Below are 19,707 nucleotides of genomic sequence, written 5' to 3'. Positions count from 1 at the left end.
GGTCCGTTGTACGACGGACTGGAGCCGCTTTGTCGAAGACACATCTGCGCCGCCTCGTGGTCACCACGACGGCGGTAGCCGTGCTGGCCGGCCTGACGCCGGCCGGCGCATTCGCCGCACCACCCACTCCACCATCACCATCACCACCACCGGCGCCGGCGCCGGCTGCGGCCAAAACTGCCGGGCAGTCGCTGAACGACTTGTTCAAATACCCGACGTTCGCGCCGAAAACGGTGCGCTCGGGCAGCACCGACGATGTCACGTATCAGTTGATGTGCTGGTACGCCGAGGCGCACGCCGATCCGGAGGTGCGCGAAGCTGCGGCTGCTGCGCTGGCGGCGGGTGACGCGGCAATCGTGGCGTTCCTTGCCCCGAACGGCGGCTACACCCAGGCCGTCAAGAGGGCCGAGCAGCGCCGCCAGCAGGCCGATCAGGCGTTGGTTACCGAAATCCGCGCGCTACGCGGCACTGGCGGCCCGACGTTCAACGCAGAGGTCGAACGCGTTCTCGCGCCGACGGCGAAGCCGCGTGACCGTGAGGCGTTCAAGGCGTACGGCGCAGAAATCGCCCGTCAGCGCGACGCTGAGTTGACCAAACATCAGGCCGACCGTGCCGCGGAACTGCGCAACCGGGTTCAGCTGATCATTGATTCCACCGATGAGGTGGAGAGCCCGAACGTGCATGCCGCCGCGGTCGACGCCTTGGCCGGTGGCGACGCGGCGATCACCGAGTTCTTCGAGTGGGGCTTGGTCGAGGCCGGGATCCGGGACGCGGAGCTGCGTGAGGAGCTGATCGCCAGCCGCGAGGCCGAACTGAAGGCGATCGAAGAGGCCGGCGACCTCGCGGTGCGTTCGCGCAAGGCCAATGAGGCCCGGGTGCGGCTGATCCAGGCCCACGGCGCGGGTGTGAAGGCGCTGCAGCAGGTTGCGAACGCGATGACCAGCGGCGCGATCAACGGCCGCCGCGCGGCACAGATTCTGGACGCCAGGGGCCCGCTACGCGACCTGGAGGCCGTGAAGACGGCGGCCGCGGTGAACCTGACGGATGCCCGCAACTTCGCCACGGAGGCCAGGAACGCCGCCGCCGTCGCCCAGGAAGCGGCGAACGTTCTGGTCAACGAGGCGCAGCTGCCCTACGGCACGGAGTGGGCCGACATGGCTCAGGGCCTGTCGTTGTCGGCCGAGGCGGCGCACCAGGCGACGCAGACCGCGGTGCACGCGATCGACGCCACGATCGCCACCCACAAGGCCCTCGGAAATGCCGACGAGGCCGCCAAGCGCGCCGAGCAGGCGCGCCGATGGAAGCTGCAGGCGATCCAGCACAAGGACGCGGCCGCGAAGCTGGCGGAGGTGGCGGAGAAGCAGGCCGACGCCGCGGAGAAGGCCGCCGAGCGGGCAGACGCGCACCGCCGGGCGGCTGCCTCCCGGACAGCGGAGGCGTGGGACCACGCCGCCAGAGCGCGGGCGCACCGCAACGAGGCGATTCGGCAGGCCGACATCGCCGCCGACCAGCGGGAAATCGCCGAGGCCGAGCGGGCCAACGCCGAGCGGCATCACATCATCACGAAGCTCCAGGCCGACGAGGCACACCGGCTGCGCGGTCTGGCCGAAGTGGACAGGCACAACGCCGCCAGTGAGCGCCTGCGTGCGGAAACCGCGGAGGGCAAGGCGCGGACCGCCCGGGACAACGCGGCGGTTCGTGAGGAGAACGCGCGCCGGCTTCGTGAGCTGGCCCGCGACGCGGCTGAGGAACGCGACCTGACCAGGATGCAGGCAGAAGCCGCGGAACTGGCGGCGGCCGCGGGGCTGACCGGTCAGGACAAGCGCGACGCCGACGCCGCCGCCCTGGAGGCGCGCCAGGCGGCCGACGCTGCCCAGCGGCACGCTGACACGGCCAAGGCCAACGCGGACGCGGCCACGACGGCGGCATCGAAGGCCGACGCCGCGGCGACCGAGACCGAGCGCGCGGCCGACCGGGCGCGGGCGGCGGCGAGTAGGGCGGCTGCCGCGGCTGCCGCCTCCGACCGGGCGGCCAGTGCCGCCGAAGCCGAAGCGGCGAAGACCCGTCAGGCCGCCCGTGCCGCCGAGCGGGAAGCGGCTGCGGCGACCGCGCAGGAAGTCAACGCGGCCCGTGCAGCCCAGGCCGCCGATCGTGCCGCGCAGGGCGCCGCGTCGGAGGCGGTCAAGAGCCTGTGGGCGGCGGATCGCACGCGGGACGAGACGGTCGCGGCGACCAACGAGGCGGCGTCGGCGACGGTGCAGTCGGAGAACGCGTTGCGGTCGGCCAACGCGGCCCGGTCGTCGGCGACCGCGGCGTTGATTCCGGCGTCGAACGCGGTCGAGTTGCTGGCGCCGTTCACGGCGACCGACATCAACGCCGTCTTCGCCACGCAGGTGTCGAACCTGGCGATCGAGATCAGCGAAGAACAGGCCAGAGCGGCCGAAACCCGCGCCGTCGAAGCCGACGCGGCCGCGGTGCGTGCGCAGCAGGCGGCTGAGGCCGCGCAGGCCGACATGAAGGAGGCGTACCAGGCGGCAGCCGATGCTGCCGGATCCGCTGCTGCGGCAGCCTTGGACAACGCCCGCGCCAAGCGGGCGTCGCTGCGGGCCAAGGAATCGGCGCGGCTGGCCCGCGACTCGGCGGCCAGTGCCCGCAACGCCGATGCGCAGGCCCGGCAGGACGCCCGGGACGCCCGCTCGGCGTCCAACCGGGCGTACGAGGACGCTCGGATCGCCGGTCTCAACGCCGACCAGGCCGAGCGTCTCGCTGCGGACGCCCGCACCATGGCCGACCAGGCGCAGAAGGACGCCGACGACGCGCAGCGGTTCGCCCGCGAGGCACAGCAGCACGCGGACGCCGCGGACCGGGCGGCGACGAACGCGGAGGAGTACGCCAAGGAGACCGCGAGATACGCGGAAAACGTTCAGCAGTACGCCGACGAGTCGCAGGCCGAGGCGGCGCGGCTCGAGGCCGAGATCCGGGCTGCGGAGAACGCGGACCTGGACGGGGCCTTCGAGTTCACGGCGGCGATGCTCACCGATGCCCGGGACTATCTGACGACGGAGCAGTTCGCGTCGATCGAGCCGTTCATCGCGGTGTCGCGGGGCGAGGTGTCGCAGTTCCTGGTGCAGTACGGCCCGGAGCTGATCGGCGACTTCTTCAATATCGACGACATCAGGGCCTGCTTCAGCGGCCAGATCCTGTCCTGTCTGATCCTGGTCGCCGAGCAGCTCGGTCCGGTCCGGGCGTTCAAGGCCCTGAAGCTGCTCTACAAGGCGACCAAATCGGTCAAGGCGTTCTGGGACGCGGTCAAGAAGGCCCGCAAGATCATCCGGAATGTCAACAAGAAGATCACCGACTGTCAACGCGGTCTGATCAAGGAGATCACCGGGGATCTCGTCGGCCAGGTGGCCGGCGCCTCCCCGGCGTCCGCCACGGGTCCGAGGGCTGCCGCCGCCGGACCCAACAAGAAGTGCAAGCAGGATCTGCCGTGCGTGGTGACCAGCAGCGACAGCAGACCCCACGGGTTGATCGCGGCCACGTCCGCGAGCCACCGCGCCCGGGCCGCCGATGACGATGACGATGATTGTCCCGAGTACACCGACCACGTCGTGCTCGGCGTCGCCCCGTTCTCCGATAACCTGGCCGAGGCTCTGCGGGACGGGGGCGACGAACGGGCCCACACCTACAACGGAGACGAGTACGGCGAAGAGGGCCTTGGCGGCAGGCCCGAGTGGATGGTGAGGGTCGGCTCGGCGATCACCACGGAAGAAACCAAGATCAGCGTGGAATTGTACGATACGCGCTGGACCGGTCCGGCAGAGGCTTTCCGGGGCCTTTACCGGCAGGGTCTGCCGATCGTCAACAACTACGTAGAGGCCCGCAAGCCAGGTAACGGAACGGCCTGGGAGATGGCGAAGCTGGGCAACGCGGCGCGACTGCACAATTATGGCAAGCGGTGGTCCCGCATCGACTTCTACTGGAGGGGTAGGTTGCTGACGAAGACCGAGTTCCCCGAGCCGAACTGGGCGGAGCTCAGGGCAGGCTTGGTGTGACGGCCCCCGGCTCGCCCTATCTGAGGCCCGACTTGTACTACCGGGTCTGGGAGTTCAACGCCAATCACCGTCAGCTCCTGATCCGCTGTGACTATGCCGTCGACGGCATCGAGTTGGATCGCTCTGAGGTGTGGTTCGGCAACGTCTCCTTCATGGTGCTGGCGCCCATCATCCAGGGCCTGTATCTGCGCCGGCCGGACGAGTCGGACCTCGCGCGACTGCGAGCCGCACACGGTCAGGAAAAAATCAACTGGGCGTACGTCTGGCTGATCAACGAGACCGGAACCCAGTTCGTGGCGTCGGGCCGGCCGTCGTGGCGGGAGGGTCGCCGACCGATCGAGGCTCCGTCATTCTTCGCCGGCGGCCCCTGGCCCGAGCGTCCAGAGGATACCTCCGGATCGATCTGACGGGGAGCGCGTACCCGGATGGACGGTGGCGGTGACGTCACCGTCCATCCGCCGGGGGAAATGCGACACCGAGTGACGACTTCCGAGGATCGTGAGCTGATTCTTTCCTCGTGGTGGTTGGGCGGGGCGCCTCGGGATCGAAGGTGGACGTCCTCCGGCACTTCGCAACGACCGACGGCGTGGGTCTGGGCCGGCGACTTGTCTGGGCATTCGGCGTGGCGCGGAGAAGGCACTGGCCGAGCGTATGTGGGGCACCGTGGACATTGCCGTGGAACCCGGACCGGTCGGCCTGGGAAACGGTCGTCGGTGGCTCCCGGCGACGCCGACCGACAGTCATATCGATCTCTGTTGCCCGGTAGTCGACAGAAGGCGCTGACGGGCACATACGCCAATATCCCGGCGTCCATAGTTAGGGCTCCCGTGGCGCCCGTTCATCGACGATGGTCGGGCTGCCGCATGCCCCGAAGGAGGTTTCGTGAAGCGTTTCCGATCATCGGCGCTGCGTACGGTCCTGGCTGCGGCCCTGACCGTGGCCGGATCGGTGGCCGTGTTCCGGATCGGCGCCGCCACTGCCGTCGACCCACCGTCCGAGGCCCGGGCCGCGGCGGTGCGGCTCGACCGGTTGGTGCAGAACAACCCGGGGGCGCGGAAGCTGGCGCCGAACGCGGTGCGGCTGCCGGATGGGGCGGTCCTGTCCTTCCCGATGGCCGGCGTCGCCGAGGACAAGTGCTCGTACGAGGACGTGTGCCTGTTCGAGCACCACGACTTCGGCGGCGAGCGGCTGCGGTTCAGCCTCTGCATGGTGTACGAGCTCCGTAACTACAAGCTGTCCGACGGGCGCCTGTGGAGCACTCAGGTCAGCAGCGTCATCAATCGTCTGCCGGTGAGCAGCTGGGCCTACATCTGGCACAAGGGCGGCGCGCCGCCAGCGGAGGAGGGCATGGCGAAGTGGGAGTTGCTGCACTCCTCTCGCGCCAACGCCGCGGATCAGCCGGCACAGCAGTTCCCGTCGGTCGGGTGGAACGACCGGGCCGAGGTCGTCAAGCCCGCGCGCGTACCCACCGCTCAATGCCTTTAGGAGAAACCGTGCGTTTCCATCGTCTTACCCTCAGCGCTCTGCTGGCCGCGGCCCTCATTGCCATCGGATTCGGGGTCGGGCCCGCCGCCCAGGCCGCACCCGACGACCGCCTGCAGCGGCTGCTGGCCTACAACCCCGGATCGCGGCTCGCCGGTCCGGACTCGATCATCACGGAGAAGGGGGTCACCCTCTCGCTGCCGTCGTCGAAAGAGGCGAACGGCACGGCTGTCGGCCTGCCCGACACCCTCTGCTCGTACGAGCATCTCTGCCTGTTCGAGAACGCCGAGTTCGGCGGCGAGAAGCTCACCGTCGGCACCGACTGCAGCCTCTACCCGATCTGGCAGCTGAAGACGTCCAGCGGCCGGTTCTGGGGCAACGAGGTCAGCAGCTACATCAACAACCAGAAGGCCGGCACCTGGGCCTTCATGTGGAACAACTACGGCGCCACCGACACGGCGGACCGGAACAACTGGGAGCTCATCGAAGGCTCCAAGGCGGCCGGTAAGGGCTTGGCCGAGGGCGTCGCCTGGATGCCCAGGAACGACATGGTCAACGTGCTGCGGGCGTGTCCCGGCCCGTGGTGACGCGACCGGTCGACCGAACGTCATTTACTCGTTCCACTTCTTCGGGGGATCTGATGGGCACATCGTCGACAATCAGTTCACGTACGAGTTGGGTCACCGCGGTCGCCGCTTCGCTGGCCGCCATCCTGGCGGTCCCGGCCCTGGCGATCGCCGCTGAGCCGAAGGAGCCGAGCGGTGCATTGCCGCTGCCCGCGCCCACCGCCAGCCAGTCGACCAGCGCCGGATCGTCGGCGAAGGGCACGACCGGCCGCGGCACCCCGCGCGCCCTGGCGATCGCCGACGACGGCACCGTCCCGGCCGCCAGTGACGACGAGAAGCTGAGGGCGGCGCCGATCGTCGGGCTGGACCTGTCGCAGCCGAGCAACCCACTCGGCTTCCCCGACCGGGACTTCGTCTTCGAACTGTGGCTGCTCGCCAGGCCCGGCACCGAGGTCAAAGGCGCGGCGCTGCTCGCGCTCGGCGACTGGGACCCGGACCTGCAGGCGTGCGTGGCCTGCAGCCTCTACATCCGGCGCGGCATCCATGAGGCCGCCGACCGCGACCTGCACAACGAGATCCGGGACCGGCAGAACGCCGAGGTCGCCGAGCGCCGCCGCACGCAGGCCGCCGAACTCGTCGAGCTGCCCGTGACGCCCCGCCTGACCAGCTCCAGTGACCGCGACTTCGTCATCGCGCTGTGGACGTTCCTCAGGGACAACAAGGCCGAATTCACCGGCACCATCGCCGCGGCGGAGCAGGCGTTCACCACGACGCCCGCGGCGGTCGACTCCTTCCTGGCGTCCGGCCTGACCAACGTGTACGCGGCCGACCAGCACCGCCTGATCGCCGAGGCCGCCGACAAGGACGAGGCGCAGAAGGCCGAGGCCAACCGCCGCTTCGACCGCAAGAAGGCGGCCAACGCCGTCGGCATCGACGTCAAGGTCGACGACGAGGTGTGGATGGCCAGTACGGACGACGTCTTCCTCCGCGACATCGCCCGCCGCCTCAAGGGCGTGCCGTTCTGGTCGCTGACCTACGCCAAGCTGGCCGACGAGGTCCTCAACGGCTCCGAGGACTCGTGGAAGGTGATGATCGCCACCGGCATCTACGAGCAGGTCGAACTCGACCGCCTGCGTCGGAACAGGGAGATCATCGACGGCTACAAGGCCAGGGTGACCGAGGTCCGCGACGCGGCCATTCGCGACGGCTACAAGAACATCGCCCGGGCCGGCACCGCAGCGCTGGCGAGCAACTCGATCAGCACGCTCTGGTCGTACCTTGAGAAGCGTGAGTCGCTGCCCGTGGACGCCTCGGAGATGACCGTGATGAAGGCGACCGGCGCTACCTCCACGGCCGTCATCAACCGCGGCGAGATCGGCCGCTGGTGGAGCGCCGACCGGACGGTCTACCAGTCGGGCACGAGCTGGACGCTGAGCAGGTCGCGGCCGTACAACGGTGACTTCAACGGCGACGGCAAGCGCGACGTGGCCGTCCTCTACGGTGGGGGTGCAGCCTGGCGGGTCCAGTTCTTCAGCAACATCGACGCCGCCGCGCCGACGCCGAGGCTGGTCTGGGACTCCCCGGCAAACTCCGCCGGCAAGGGGTACGACCTGAGGTCCGCCGCGGCCGGCGACATCGACGGCGACGGCCGGACCGACCTGGCGATCTACGGCAAGAACGCGGCCGCCAAGTCGGTGCTGCTCACGCTGACCCCGGGGGCCAACGGCACCTGGGTGGCCAAGGAGATCGCCGCTCCGGACGCGCTCGTCGCCGGCCGGCTCGTGGCCGGTGACGTGACCGGCGACAGGAAGGCCGACTTGATCACGATCACCCAGGACGCCACCCTGGGCATGCGGATCTGGATGGCGCCGACGTCCGCTGCCGGGGCGCCCGGCACCGCGGTGGCGAAGTGGGCCGACAGGAACTTCGCGATAAGCACCACGACCGAGCCGGTCGCCGCCGATTTCAACAATGACGGCCTGGCCGAGCTCGCCCTGTTCCGCAAGGAGAAGGAGGAGTTCTCCGACAACGGCGCCAGCCTGCACCTGTTCTCGAAGCTCAACGGCACGGTCGCGCGCAGCGAGGCGTGGCGGATCGAGGGCGGCCTGGGCGCGGCGAAAATCATCCTGCCGACCCCGGCAGACGTCAACGGCGACGACTACGTCGACCTGCTGGTGCACTACGCGATCGTCGATGACCAGACGCGTACGTACGCCGTGCTGAACAGCGCCGGCGGCTTCACGGTCGTCAAGGAAGCCGGCATGGACGGCAACAAGATAGCCGACCTGCGCATCGCTCGCTGAGGTCCACGGCGGGCTCCCCCATGGGGGGAGCCCGCCGTGCTGTGCGGGCGGCACGACCACGACATCCGGACGTCAACCACGACTACAGACCGGGTCGTCGCATGATCTCGCCCTACTCACGTTCGTCACCGAATCCTTCAACGAGACCGCCGAACTGTCGTGCCTGCCACCCAGCCGGCGGATCCTCACGAACCAACCCGTCCACGGCCTCACGGAGCAGGTCGGCCTGCCCGGTGTGCCGGCCGTACTCCGCGATCAGGTCGCAGACGAGCCGGCGCAGGCTGGGATGGCGACCGTCGGGCCACGAGACGTGGGCGAGCACGAGCACCCCTCGGCACGCTCAACGCCGTTGCACTAGTGAACCTTTTTCAACCTCCCCTTGCGGTCCGGCGGACCGCAAGGTCGGACGCGGTGCGTGAGCGCCGCGCGGTCCAGGTTGAAAAAGGTTCAGTGATGAGTTTTCGCGCCCGCACCCGTCACACCTACGACGGGACCCGACGAGACGGAAGGATGACGTGATGAGTGCGGACATGCGGCTGGAGGAGCTGGGCGTGAGCGGGCTGGGCGAGGTCGACGAGCCGGCGTTCTCGGGGCTGGCGGAGCGGCACCGGCGGGAGCTGCACGTGCACTGCTACCGGATGCTCGGGTCGTTCGAGGACGCCGAGGACACCGTGCAGGAGACGTTCCTCCGTGCCTGGCGGCGGCGGGAGACCTTCGAGGGGCGGTCGACGTTCCGGGCCTGGCTGTACCGGATCGCCACCAACGCCTGCCTGGACCTGCTCGCCAAGTGCCGCCCGGAGCCTGCGACCGGCGGCGAGGTGCTGTGGCTACAGCCCTACCCGGACCGGCTGCTCGACGAGCTGCCTGCGGGCGACGCGGACGAGCCGGAGACCGTCGCCGTCGCGCGGGAGACGATCGAGCTGGCGTACCTGGTCGCAGTCCAGCACCTCGCGCCGCGCCCGCGGGCCGTGCTGATCCTGCGGGACGTGCTCGGCTGGCCGGCGAAGGACGTCGCGGAGCTCCTCGGGGATTCCGTCAACTCGGTGAACAGCGCGCTGCAGCGGGCCCGCGCCGGCATGCGGGAGCACCTGCCCGCCGAGCGGCAGGACTGGACCGGCGGCGAGGAGGACGCCGGGACGCGCGAGCTGGTGCGCCGCTATACCGACGCCAGCGTGGCCACGGACGTCGACGGGCTCGCCGCACTGCTGCGGGACGACGTCCGCTGCTCGATGCCGCCCACGCCGGGACTGCACGTCGGCCGCGACACGGTGGTGAACGGCTGGATCGAGGACGGCTTCGAGGGCCTGAAGGGGCTGCGCGCCGTCCAAACCTCCGTGAACCGGCAGCCCGCCGTCGCCTTCTACCAGTGGCGAAAGCGGGAGGGCGCGTACCTGCCGCTGACGATCGACGTCCTGCGCGTCACCGGCGGGGCGATCACCGAGATCGTCACGTTCCACGACGATCAGTTCCCGCGGCTCGGGCTGCCGGAGCGCCTGCCGGCGGACGGCACGGAGTAGTCCCGGTGTGGACGCTCGCGCTGCGCGGTGGCGCGCGTGTCGCGGTGGTCGGGGCGGAGTAGCGCGACGCGTTCGGCGTGGTCACCCGCGGGCGGGTGCAGCTGGAGCTGCGCGACGGCGAGCCCGGGCCGGTCCTCGGACGCGACGCCGGGTTCTGGCGCCGCGGCACCGGCGTCCGCGCCCTGCGGAACCCCGGCCGCCGCACGGCGAGGGTGCGCATCGTCACCCCACGGCCAGGACCGTCACATGCCAGTCAACACACCCCGTACGCCAGTTACTTCGATGATGGAGGAACGACATGAACAGCATGAATGACACCGGGGTCGTCGCAGGCCCGGCATCGGGCCAGACCAGCCACACCCACCGACTCCGCCGGCTCGCCGGCACCGGCCTCATTGCCGCACTCGCAGCGATGGTGGCCACCACCCTCGCCGCTGCGCTTGCCCAGGCCGTTGGCGTCGACTTCGAGGTCCCCGATGGTGGCGAGACGATCCCGTTGTCCGGGTTCGCCGTGGTGACCGGCTTCTTCTCGGTCGTGGGCATCGTCATTGCCGCCGCTCTTCTTCGTTGGAGCGCTCACCCCGCCAAGCGATTCGGGTGGACGGCAGTGTCGCTGACCGCGATCTCGTTGGTCCCGCCCCTCCTCGCCGGGGCAAACACCGCCACCACCACCGCCCTCCTCGGGCTACACCTCGTCCCTGCGACGGTGATGATCCCCACCCTGGCGCGGAGCCTCCGCACCAGGACCGATTGACGATCCGCAACGAAACAACGCGCGGCGCAAGGGAGTGCGCGAGCGCACTAACGTGGCCCCGGTGCTGCCACCCTCCATTCCAGGTTCCTTTTCTTGGTCAATTCGAAAGCTGAGTCGCGTGTGCGAACAAGCACAGGGCACGGTGCGGGTGCGGAAGTGGCGGCGGTGGACGTACTCAACCTTGATGGTGGAGAAGGTGGCCTCGGCGACAGCGTTGTCGAAGCACGACCCGACCCGGCCCATCGATTGGCGCACCTTCCATCGGGCGCAGGCCCGGGCGACGTCGGCCGAGGTGTACTCGGGAAGTACACCTCGGCCGAGTTCGGCCGTGCTCTGCGCTCCTGTGGCGTCCTGGCCTCGTTGGGCTCCGTCGCCGACTGCTTCGACAACGCTCTGGCCGAGACGCTCTTCGCGACCTTAAAGACCGAGTGGTCTACCCCCGCGCCTGATGGCCGGTCAATGTCTTCGGGCAGGTGGCGGGGACCCGACGCTGCGGCTACTGCTGGGGATCGATGATGGCGAACGGGAGGCGGAGCCGGAGCTGCCCGGCGATGGGTACGTTGTGCTTCCGGATCCTCCGCAGCTCCTCCGTGGTGAGGGCGCGGCCGTAGATGCGAAACTCGTCGAGGGCACCGCGGAACGGGTTGTTGAGGCCGTCGACGCGTCGGCCGAGGTAGACGCTGCGGATGCCGAATTCCCGGCCGGTGGTCACCGAGCCGCGGGGAGCGGCCAGGTCGGCGACGGTGGCGCCGTCGATGAGGACCGTGACCCGGGTCGCCGTTCGTCGCATGGCGACGTGGTGCCAGAGCCCGTCGTTGTATGCGCCCGCGATGGTGATGTTCGCGTCGCCCTGGCCGGTGCCGACGACACCCCGGATGCGGTTGCTTGCCGGTTCGGCCCGCAGCCAGATCTGCGCGGCTCCCGTACCCACCTGGTAGAACCACCAGATCACGATGCTGCCGGTGGTTTCGCTGTACCGGAACCACGTCATGATTGTGAACTGGTTGTCGCCGAGGTCGACGTCCGGGTTGTACGGCACTTCCACGTGGTCGTCCACGCCGTCGAGCGCGAGCCCGGCGCCGTACCGCCCGGCACCCAGCGTGGCGTCGCCGCGCACGTAGGCGGTGTTGTCGTAGCGCGGTGCCGCGTCCGGAGTCGTCGGTCCCGGCACCGGTGGCGGCGGCAGGCTCGGCGGCGGGCCGTTCGGGGTGTCGAGGTACGCCTCGTTGAACCGGACGAACTGGACCACCTCGTACAGGGCGGCCACGCCGCTCTCGTACAGGACTCCGGCCACGGGGCCCGTGACCGGATCGGTCTCGATCTTGACCAGGTCGGAGTACCCGCCCGGACCCCAGCTGATGACCTTGCCTTCCTGCCAGGTCTCCCAGGTCTGGGCTTCGTCATACGAGGACCGGATCGTCAGGGCCTCTCGCTTACCGGGGTTGGCGGGTCCGGAGAACAGGATGCGGTTCCGCGCGTCACCTTCGTCGGTGGCGGTCAGACGCAGCAACGCTCCCTGCACGACCGGCATCGTCAGCTCGGGCACCATCTGGAACGGCGCGTCGTAGCTGTCGCCGCCGTCGCTGGAGATCGCGTACGCCCGCGTGCCCTCAGCCGTGCCGGCTTCCCGCACGTTGACGTAGATCCGCCCATCGGTCAGCTCCACCAGGGTCGACTCGTTGACGAAGATGTCGGCGGCGGCGCCACCGGCGCTGGCGCCGAGGTGCCAGGTGTCGCCACCGTCGTCGCTGTACCCGAGGTGGATGCCGGCGATGGCCCGTCCGTCGGGTCCGGGGGACTCATGATTGGCGCTCATCACCAGCCGCCCGGCGTGCGGGCCGCGTTTGAGCTGGATGGCGTGCACCGGGCCGGTGGCGTACCAGGCGGTCCACTCTGGCAGTACCAACTCGGTCATTTCCCGCGGAGCACTCCAGGTCGCTCCCTGGTCGTCGCTGACCTGCAGGAACGGATCGCGGCCACCGCTTCCGGCGGCCGGGTTGTGGGTCGTGAACAGCAGGACCCGACCGGTCCGCTCGTCCACGATCGGCATCGGGTTGCCGTGCGTGTCCCCGTTGCCGCGCGAAACGACCTGCAGCGGCCCCCAGGTACGACCACCGTCGTGGGACCGCTTCAGCACCAGGTCGATGTTGCCTCTGTCGTCACAGTTGTTGATTCGACCTTCGGCGAACGCCAGCAGGTCCCCGTTGGTAGCCTTCACGATCGCCGGGATCCGGAAGCAGTGATACCCGTCCGTGTGCGCCGTGTAGACCGCCCGTTCCTCGTAGTACGGCTCGGCGGCGTGCGCGGTGCCGCCAGCGAGCAGGGCGGCGGCCATCGCCGCGACCACCACGGTGGACAACAGCCGACGGTGTCGCTGGCCGAGTCTTTGTCTCGTCATGAGATGCGATACCTCCACTGCTCACCGCTGAGGCGGATCCTGTCGAACGGCAGGTAGCGCCGGATCTGCGGGTTGTCGCGCCGGTGCGCTCGCGGGCCGTCCGTCAGCTCGCCCACACCGCCACCTCTCGGTTACGTAGGACACGCTTTCGTTTACGTAGGACACGGTGGTGAACTTCCTGTGTTCCGCCTCGGACGACCGACCGCACCCTTCCGACGTATCGGCGCGGCCATTGGCGAAACCTGGCTTGGACATCCTACGTCCAGCGTCCGGCACCGCAAGCCTCTCCGGGCAACGTGTCGGTCAGCTTGGTCGACACGTCCCCTCCGTGGCGCGTGACCCAAGGCGACATGCTGCGATTTGTCATCACCCCTGCAGGGCGACGTCGACGGGGTCGCAGCCGGCCCATTGCCTGGATGGCCCGCCAAGATGATTCACCCGCATCGACCCCTCCCCGGGCACGTGGTGCAGGTGAAGAACGAGCCGAGTCGCGAGCGGGCAGAAAGCCGGGCGACTGTTGACCGTGACGGGGGCGGGGAGCAAACTCGTTCGCGACCGTGAGGAGGTCCTATGTCTTACGTCTGGAGACTGACGCAAAGCGCCGGCACCGTGCTCGCGCTGGTGCTCGGTCTGACAAGCCCGGTCTCCGCGGCCGGCCAGTACGCCGAGTCGACGGCACCGCCGGGTGACTGGGTCGGCACCTGGTCGGCCTCGGCCTCCGGCACCGTACCCAATCTCCCTACCGGATACGTGGACCGGACCATCCGCAACGTCGTGCACACCAGCGTTGGTGGTTCGAGTGTGCGGGTCTCGCTGACCAACGTCCTCGGCACGGTGGCGGTACGGATGGACGTGGTGACGATCGCGGTCGCCGACGCGCCCGACGCGCCCGACGCGGTCGCGGGCACGATGCGAGCGCTCACCTTCGGCGGCGCGCCGTCGGTCACCATCCCGGCCGGCGGCGAGGTACTCAGCGACCCGATCTCCCTTGCCGTGCCGGCAGATGCCGACCTCCTGGTCAGCGTCTACACCCCGGTGTCGTCCGGGCCGGTGACCTATCACCAGGTGGCCAACCAGACCTCGTACCTGTCGCAGAACGGTGATTACGCGGCCGAGGAGTCCGGCGCGGCGTTCACCGAGACGATCACCTTCTGGCCGTACGTGAGTGGCGTGGACGTCCTGGGACATGCCGAGGGTGCGGTGGTCGCGCTCGGCGACTCGATCACCGACGGCAACAACTCGACACGGAACGCGAATCACCGCTGGCCGGACTACCTGGCCGACCGGCTGATCGCCGAGCCTGGACCGACGCGGCTCGGCGTGCTCAACGCCGGCATCAGCTCGAACCGGTTGCTCAACAGCACCTGGAACCCCAACGCGATATCCAGGTTGGACCGGGACGTGCTCACTGCGACCGGTGTGCGCTCGGTGATCGTCATGTTGGGAATCAACGACATCGGCGGCCAGCCGCAGCACCACGAGCCGTCGAAAATCATCGCGGCGCTGGGCCAGATAGCGGCTCAGGTCAAGGCAAAGGGGCTGCGGGTTACCGGTGGCACGCTCACGCCGTTCGGCGGGTCGAGCAACTACACCGAGGAACTGGAGGGCGTGCGGCAGGCGGTCAATGAATTCATCCGCGACGGCGGCGCGTTCGACGCGGTGGCCGACTTCGACGTCGCCCTGCGGGACCCCGCGGCGCCGGACCGGTTACGGGCGGAGTATGACTCGGGCGACCACCTACACCCGAAGGACGCCGGTTACCAGGCGATGGCGGCGGTCGTTGACCTGGACAAGCTTGACACCCGCCGGCCCGGCCACTGGGTCGGCACCTGGCAGACGGCCATGGCGCGGACGACGCCCGGTACCGACCAGGGCATGCCGAACCACACGATCCGCAACGTGGTACACACCAGCGTGGGTGGCGACGCGGCTCGCGTGCGACTGTCCAACGCGCTCGGTACGGTGCCGGTCCTGATGGGACGGGCGACGCTGGCGGTGGCGACCAGGCCTGACGCGCCGGACGCGGTCGCCGGCACGATGCGCGAGCTGACCTTCGGCGGTGTGCCGTCGGTGACAATTCCGGCCGGCGGCGAGGTGCTCAGCGACCCGACTTCCCTGGGCGTGCCGGCAGATGGGGACCTGCTGGTGACTGTCTACACCCCGGCGCCCTCCGGCCCGGTGACCGAACACCCGCGCTCGTACCAGACGTCGTTCATCACCGCCGACGGCGACCACGCGGCGGACGAGCAGGGCACCGCGTTTACCCAGCCGACCACGGCGTGGTACTACGCGACAGCCGTGGATGTCCGGTCCAGCTCGGCTCGCGGCACGGTGGTGACCTTCGGCGACTCGATCACCGATGGGGACAAGTCAACCATCAATGCGAACCTGCGGTGGCCCGACGTCCTCGCCGATCGGCTCGCCGCCGAGCCGGGACCGACCGCGCTCGGCGTGGTCAACAGCGGCATCAGTGCCAACCGGATCCTCGACAGCAGCACCGGAACCGGGATTGGCGGTCCGAACGCGTTCGCCCGCCTGCCCCGGGACATGCTGACCACGTCCGGGGCGCGCACGGTCATCGTTCTCGAGGGCGTCAACGACATCCTCAACCTCGAACACCTCGACCCGGAGACCCTGAAACTCGCCCTACGGCAGATCGCCGCCCAGGCACACGCACAGGGCCTGCGGGTCGTGGTCGGAACCATCACACCGATCAAGGGATGGCGCTCCTACACCGAGGAACGGGAGAACGTGCGGCAGGCCGTGAACGAGTTCATCCGTACGAGTGACGACTTCGACGCCGTCGTCGACTTCGACGCGGTGGTGCGCGACCCGGCCGACCCGCAACGGATCAACCCGCCGTACGACTCGGGCGACCATCTGCACCCATCGGACGCGGGCTACCGCGCGATGGCCGAGGCCATCGATCTCCGCACACTCCGCTGAGTGCTGGCTGCGTGCCGCCCCACCCAGGTCGGTGCGCAGCCACCCGCCGGCGCCGTCACCCGCGTCGAGCGGCCAGCACCCGGACGCCGATCGCCGGCACTCCGGGCCGTACCAGGTCGAGTGGTCTCCTGGCTGACGGATAACCGATCACGAGGAAGCCCCACCCGTCCTGGCGTAGTCGCGCGCGTAGGTCGTCGTGATTGCCGTAGAAGCAATCCGCAACGACCGCCCGGCACACCACCCCGGCGGTGCGGGCCTTGGCGGCCAGGCCGGCGGCGATCTGCAACTTGATCCCGAAGTCCGGGTCGACGCGCCGTCCTTGCGGTCTCCGGAATCGTCGATAACCAGCACGCCACGCTCGTGCGGCGCGGTCGCCGGATCACCGAGCAGCAGCTTCAGTCGCCGCTCGTTGATCAAAGCGTTGTCTAATGTAGACACCAGCAGGAAATACTGCAACCTTTGCGCCGCGGCGTGGTGCGCGCCGGCACCGCTCGACCCCGGCCAGGCAGGTCAACGTCTTGTTCCGGTCACGCGGTGCCAGCAGCCCGGCCAGGTACTCCCGAAACCCGCGGCCGTGGCGATGGCAGCGAAGTGGCCAACGGCGTCCCGGCTGGCGCTATCGCCGGCGTCGGACCATTGCCATTGTCGGCCACGGTGACGGCGGTTCAGGGCATGAGCGGATGTCCAGCTCATCGCGAGCCTCTTTCGCGCGCAACTGGCGAACATTCTCCAACTTCTATGAATATAGGACCTGTACCTGGCGTGTCCCCGTAGGACTGCTCTACCGTCGCGGTATGGTTTCGCGTCGATCGGTCCTGCGAGCGGTACCGCTTGCGGCCGCTGCCCTTACCGCTGCCCCAGGCCATCCCCGTTGGCTCGGCGGGTCGTCCACATCGACGGATCCGGTACGCGTTCCCCCCGACCCGGCTACGACGGAGGCCGCCGCGACTGCGGTACGCGGCTTCACGGCCGACCTCTACCGCACCCTGGCGTCGACTCGTGCAGGCGGCAACGTGGTGTGCGCGCCGTACTCAATCGGGCTCGCGCTCGCGATGACCAGGGCGGGCGCCGGCTCGACCACGGCGGACGAGATGGATGCCGTACTCCACGCGCCGTATCCGCGACCCGGCGCGCTCGACAGCGGGCTCAACACCGTCGATCAGATGCTCGCCGGCCGGTACCAGGACGGCGACGGAACCAAGCAGCCCCGGCTGACCACGGCCAACGCCCTGTGGACACGGCTCGATCTGGGCTTGCGACCCGGGTTCCGGGACACCCTGGCCGGCTACTACGGTGCCGCGCCGCACCCGGTCGACTTCCGCGGCGCGCCGGAGGTGGCCCGCCAGGAGATCAACACCTGGGTGTCCGACCGGACCAACGCGAAGATCCCGGAGCTGTTGGGGTCCGGCGCCGTGAGCCCCGACACCAGCCTGATCCTCACCAACACGACCTACCTCATGGCGGCCTGGAAGTACCCGTTCACCGCGACGGCCACGGCGGTGGGGCCGTTCACCCGGGATGACGGCAGCGTCGTCGATGTCCCGATCATGCGCGGGCCGTTCGATAGGATGGGCTACCTGGAGGGGGACGGGTGGCGTGCGGTCGACGTGCCTTACGCGGGCGGCGGGCTGGCCATGGCGATCGTCATGCCGACCCGGGACGACCTCGCTGCGGTCGAGGCGAATCTCGATGTGACGTGGCTGGGCACGCTGTTGACCGGGTTCCGGCTCACCGACGTCCAACTGCGCCTGCCGCGGTGGACGTTCCGCCTGCCGGCCGAGCTGGGTGCCGCGCTGGGCAGCCTCGGCATGCCCACGGCGTTCACGTCGCAGGCCGACTTCACCGCCATGAGCACCGAACCAGCCCTGTGCATCGACGACGTGGTGCACGAGACGTTCATCGCGGTGGACGAGAAGGGTACCGAGGCCGCAGCCGCGTCGGCCGTCATCATCCGGCCGCCGTCGATCCCGCAGGGGCCGCAGTTCTTCGTCGACCGGCCATTCCTGTACGTCATCCACGACCAGCTCACTGGCGTACCGCTGTTCCTCGGCCGGGTCCACGACCCGCTGGTCACTGGCCCAGCCTGACCGGACCGGGATCAGTCGAGATCTTCGGTTGATCCGCACTGTGAGTCGGGAAGGGCTCGTAACCTTGCGTACCGACCGGGTCGCGGTAGATGCGGATATCCGATCAAGCCGAACCGTTCTATGCCTGCACGCGGTGCACGGTGACTACGATCGTGGGCCGCGGGCGCGCGTACATCGATTCGTGTTCGTCGAGAAGGCCAGGCCAAGGCGGCCGATGTCCGGAGAATGCGCGTTCCTTCGACTGCTGTCGAGGGTCATTTTCGGAAGCATCGGCTGGTGCGTCGGCGTTCGGCGCCAGGCGGCGGTGCAGGGCATTGGCTATGTCTACCTGCTCGATGGGGCGGACACGTGATGCGGGCGGGAGAGAACGGTTTCCCTCCCGCGGCGCTCACCCGCTGACCGGCAACGCGCCGGTCGCGGCATTACAGGCTGCTTGATCTTTCAGGTCGAGTTGGTCTACCTGGTTCATCATGTGTCTCCTACCCGGAGTCGTACCTGATCCGGCGCGCAAGGGCTCGGCGCCTACCCGGCGCCACGTGCGAAGCCAACGACGTCACGATCTCGCCACCTTTTTCCGGGTCATCGGTCATCGCTGCGGCAATCGGGTGAGCAGGGGACCACGGCTCGCCGCGACGGCCAGCGACGCGACGAGTAGGCCGGCGGCGACCGCGCACAGTAGGCGTACCCCGGTGGTGTGCGCCAGCGACGCCGCTGGCAGGAAGGGGGTCGCCGCAGCCAACGGCAGTGTGACGCCGCCAGCGACGGCCCAGAACAGGACAGGCCGCGCCTGCCCCGGCGGCGGCTCGCCGTGGCATTGGCGTAGCAGCCGCCGCCGGCCGATCCGCACGGCGATGGCCAGCAATCCGGCGCCGCCCAGTACGTGCATGACGTACTCGGTCGCGGGAAGGCCGACCTCGACCCGGTCCAGGACGAGGTGGCTGGCGGCGCCGAGCAGCGCCGAATACACGGTGATCGGCCACCGATGTCGACCCTGCCCGAGCGAGCCGTAGTCGGGAAGGGCGAGCGGACCTCCGGCCGGAAGGTGGCTCGCGACTACCGGCGCCGCGCGACGGATCAGCCAGGTTCCGGCAAGCGTGACTGGCAGGCACCATCCAACGAGGCCCGGCAGTTGGTGGGAGAACGGCCACACCGGCAGGCCGGAGCCGTCGAACAGGTATGCCAGGTCCGGCGCCATCGATCCGACAACCAGCGCGACACCGTCGAACCAGCGCGGCCGCCATAGCTTCAGCGGCAATGCGGCGGCGGGGTGTGACGGGAAGGTCAAGGGCACCCCGGAACGGTAACGGCCAACTGTGCAGACCGGGTGCTGCCGTGATGGAGATGCCGGGACGGGCAGGGCCGTCAAGGTCGAACGATGGCCAATCGGTGCCGGAGCTGTGCCACAGCACCGATAGCCAAGCCGGCCAGTGAGCGCCGTCAGGACAGACAACACGTCGTGCCGAACGAGCGACCGGCGGCGACGGCGCGGACATCAGCAGTTCGGCATGTCCGCAAGGGACCGCACCGATGCCGACCTCGACACAGCGTGACCGGTGCCGGGGCCCCAGCGCGCACGGTCCGGGGCACATGCGCGTGTCG

At 69.3% G+C, this 19,707-nt stretch carries 14 protein-coding genes; 10 read left to right on the top strand and 4 right to left on the bottom strand.

The window, feature by feature from the left end:
• Positions 1-29: 29 nt before the first annotated feature.
• From AAH979_RS13465 to AAH979_RS13445, 5 genes are all read left to right on the top strand, one after another.
• Positions 30-4,055: a polymorphic toxin type 27 domain-containing protein gene (locus AAH979_RS13465; RefSeq protein ID WP_346258408.1), complete on the top strand. Its 4,026-nt coding sequence runs from the start codon at positions 30-32 to the stop codon at positions 4,053-4,055.
• A complete protein-coding gene (locus tag AAH979_RS13460; RefSeq protein WP_346258407.1) occupies positions 4,052-4,462 on the top strand; it encodes a hypothetical protein in 411 nt (136 codons plus the stop codon). Before AAH979_RS13465 ends, AAH979_RS13460 begins: the two co-directional genes overlap by 4 nt.
• A gap of 475 nt (positions 4,463-4,937) precedes the next feature.
• Positions 4,938-5,540, top strand: coding sequence for a peptidase inhibitor family I36 protein (locus tag AAH979_RS13455; RefSeq protein WP_346258406.1), 603 nt, complete (start codon positions 4,938-4,940; stop codon positions 5,538-5,540).
• Between the two features lie 8 nt (positions 5,541-5,548).
• Positions 5,549-6,124, top strand: coding sequence for a peptidase inhibitor family I36 protein (locus AAH979_RS13450; protein WP_346258405.1), 576 nt, complete (start codon positions 5,549-5,551; stop codon positions 6,122-6,124).
• Positions 6,125-6,177: 53 nt separating this feature from the next.
• A complete protein-coding gene (locus AAH979_RS13445) occupies positions 6,178-8,406 on the top strand; it encodes a VCBS repeat-containing protein (protein ID WP_346258404.1) in 2,229 nt (742 codons plus the stop codon).
• Positions 8,407-8,518: 112 nt separating this feature from the next.
• Here AAH979_RS13445 and AAH979_RS13440 read toward each other — a convergent pair whose 3' ends face one another.
• Entirely contained in the window at positions 8,519-8,734 is a 216-nt protein-coding gene (locus tag AAH979_RS13440; protein WP_346258403.1) for a DUF664 domain-containing protein, read from the bottom strand.
• A gap of 190 nt (positions 8,735-8,924) precedes the next feature.
• On the opposite strand from AAH979_RS13440, the gene AAH979_RS13435 reads away from it, so the two are divergent.
• Positions 8,925-9,923 carry an RNA polymerase subunit sigma-70 gene (locus AAH979_RS13435; RefSeq protein WP_346258402.1) on the top strand — a complete coding sequence of 333 codons (999 nt, stop codon included), beginning with the start codon at positions 8,925-8,927 and terminating at the stop codon, positions 9,921-9,923.
• Positions 9,924-10,221: 298 nt separating this feature from the next.
• A complete protein-coding gene (locus tag AAH979_RS13430) occupies positions 10,222-10,677 on the top strand; it encodes a DUF6069 family protein (RefSeq protein ID WP_346258401.1) in 456 nt (151 codons plus the stop codon).
• 496 nt (positions 10,678-11,173) lie between these two features.
• Here the strand turns inward: AAH979_RS13430 and AAH979_RS13425 are convergent, their stop codons facing one another.
• Positions 11,174-13,075, bottom strand: a complete 1,902-nt coding sequence (locus tag AAH979_RS13425; RefSeq protein WP_346258400.1) for a sialidase family protein — start codon at positions 13,073-13,075, stop codon at positions 11,174-11,176.
• A 570-nt stretch (positions 13,076-13,645) separates the two neighbouring features.
• On the opposite strand from AAH979_RS13425, the gene AAH979_RS13420 reads away from it, so the two are divergent.
• The gene (locus AAH979_RS13420; RefSeq protein WP_346258399.1) at positions 13,646-16,021 is read left to right on the top strand and encodes an SGNH/GDSL hydrolase family protein; all 2,376 of its coding nucleotides are present in this window, start codon (positions 13,646-13,648) and stop codon (positions 16,019-16,021) included.
• Positions 16,022-16,076: 55 nt separating this feature from the next.
• On the opposite strand, the gene AAH979_RS13415 is transcribed toward AAH979_RS13420, so the two are convergent.
• Positions 16,077-16,307, bottom strand: a complete 231-nt coding sequence (locus AAH979_RS13415; protein ID WP_346258398.1) for a hypothetical protein — start codon at positions 16,305-16,307, stop codon at positions 16,077-16,079.
• A gap of 394 nt (positions 16,308-16,701) precedes the next feature.
• Between AAH979_RS13415 and AAH979_RS13410 the strand changes: the two genes are divergently transcribed.
• Positions 16,702-18,108 carry a serpin family protein gene (locus AAH979_RS13410; RefSeq protein WP_346258397.1) on the top strand — a complete coding sequence of 469 codons (1,407 nt, stop codon included), beginning with the start codon at positions 16,702-16,704 and terminating at the stop codon, positions 18,106-18,108.
• A 181-nt stretch (positions 18,109-18,289) separates the two neighbouring features.
• The gene (locus AAH979_RS13405; protein ID WP_346258396.1) at positions 18,290-18,460 is read left to right on the top strand and encodes a hypothetical protein; all 171 of its coding nucleotides are present in this window, start codon (positions 18,290-18,292) and stop codon (positions 18,458-18,460) included.
• 234 nt (positions 18,461-18,694) lie between these two features.
• On the opposite strand, the gene AAH979_RS13400 is transcribed toward AAH979_RS13405, so the two are convergent.
• Positions 18,695-19,399 (bottom strand): DUF4184 family protein, encoded by a 705-nt coding sequence (locus AAH979_RS13400; RefSeq protein WP_346258395.1) that lies wholly within the window; start codon positions 19,397-19,399, stop codon positions 18,695-18,697.
• Positions 19,400-19,707: the final 308 nt, after the last annotated feature.

The sequence above is a fragment of the Plantactinospora sp. ZYX-F-223 genome (genome assembly GCF_039649625.1).
Taxonomy (GTDB): domain Bacteria; phylum Actinomycetota; class Actinomycetes; order Mycobacteriales; family Micromonosporaceae; genus Plantactinospora.
Note: the sequence above shows the minus strand (reverse complement) of the source record. Positions and strands in the feature narration are given on the sequence as shown.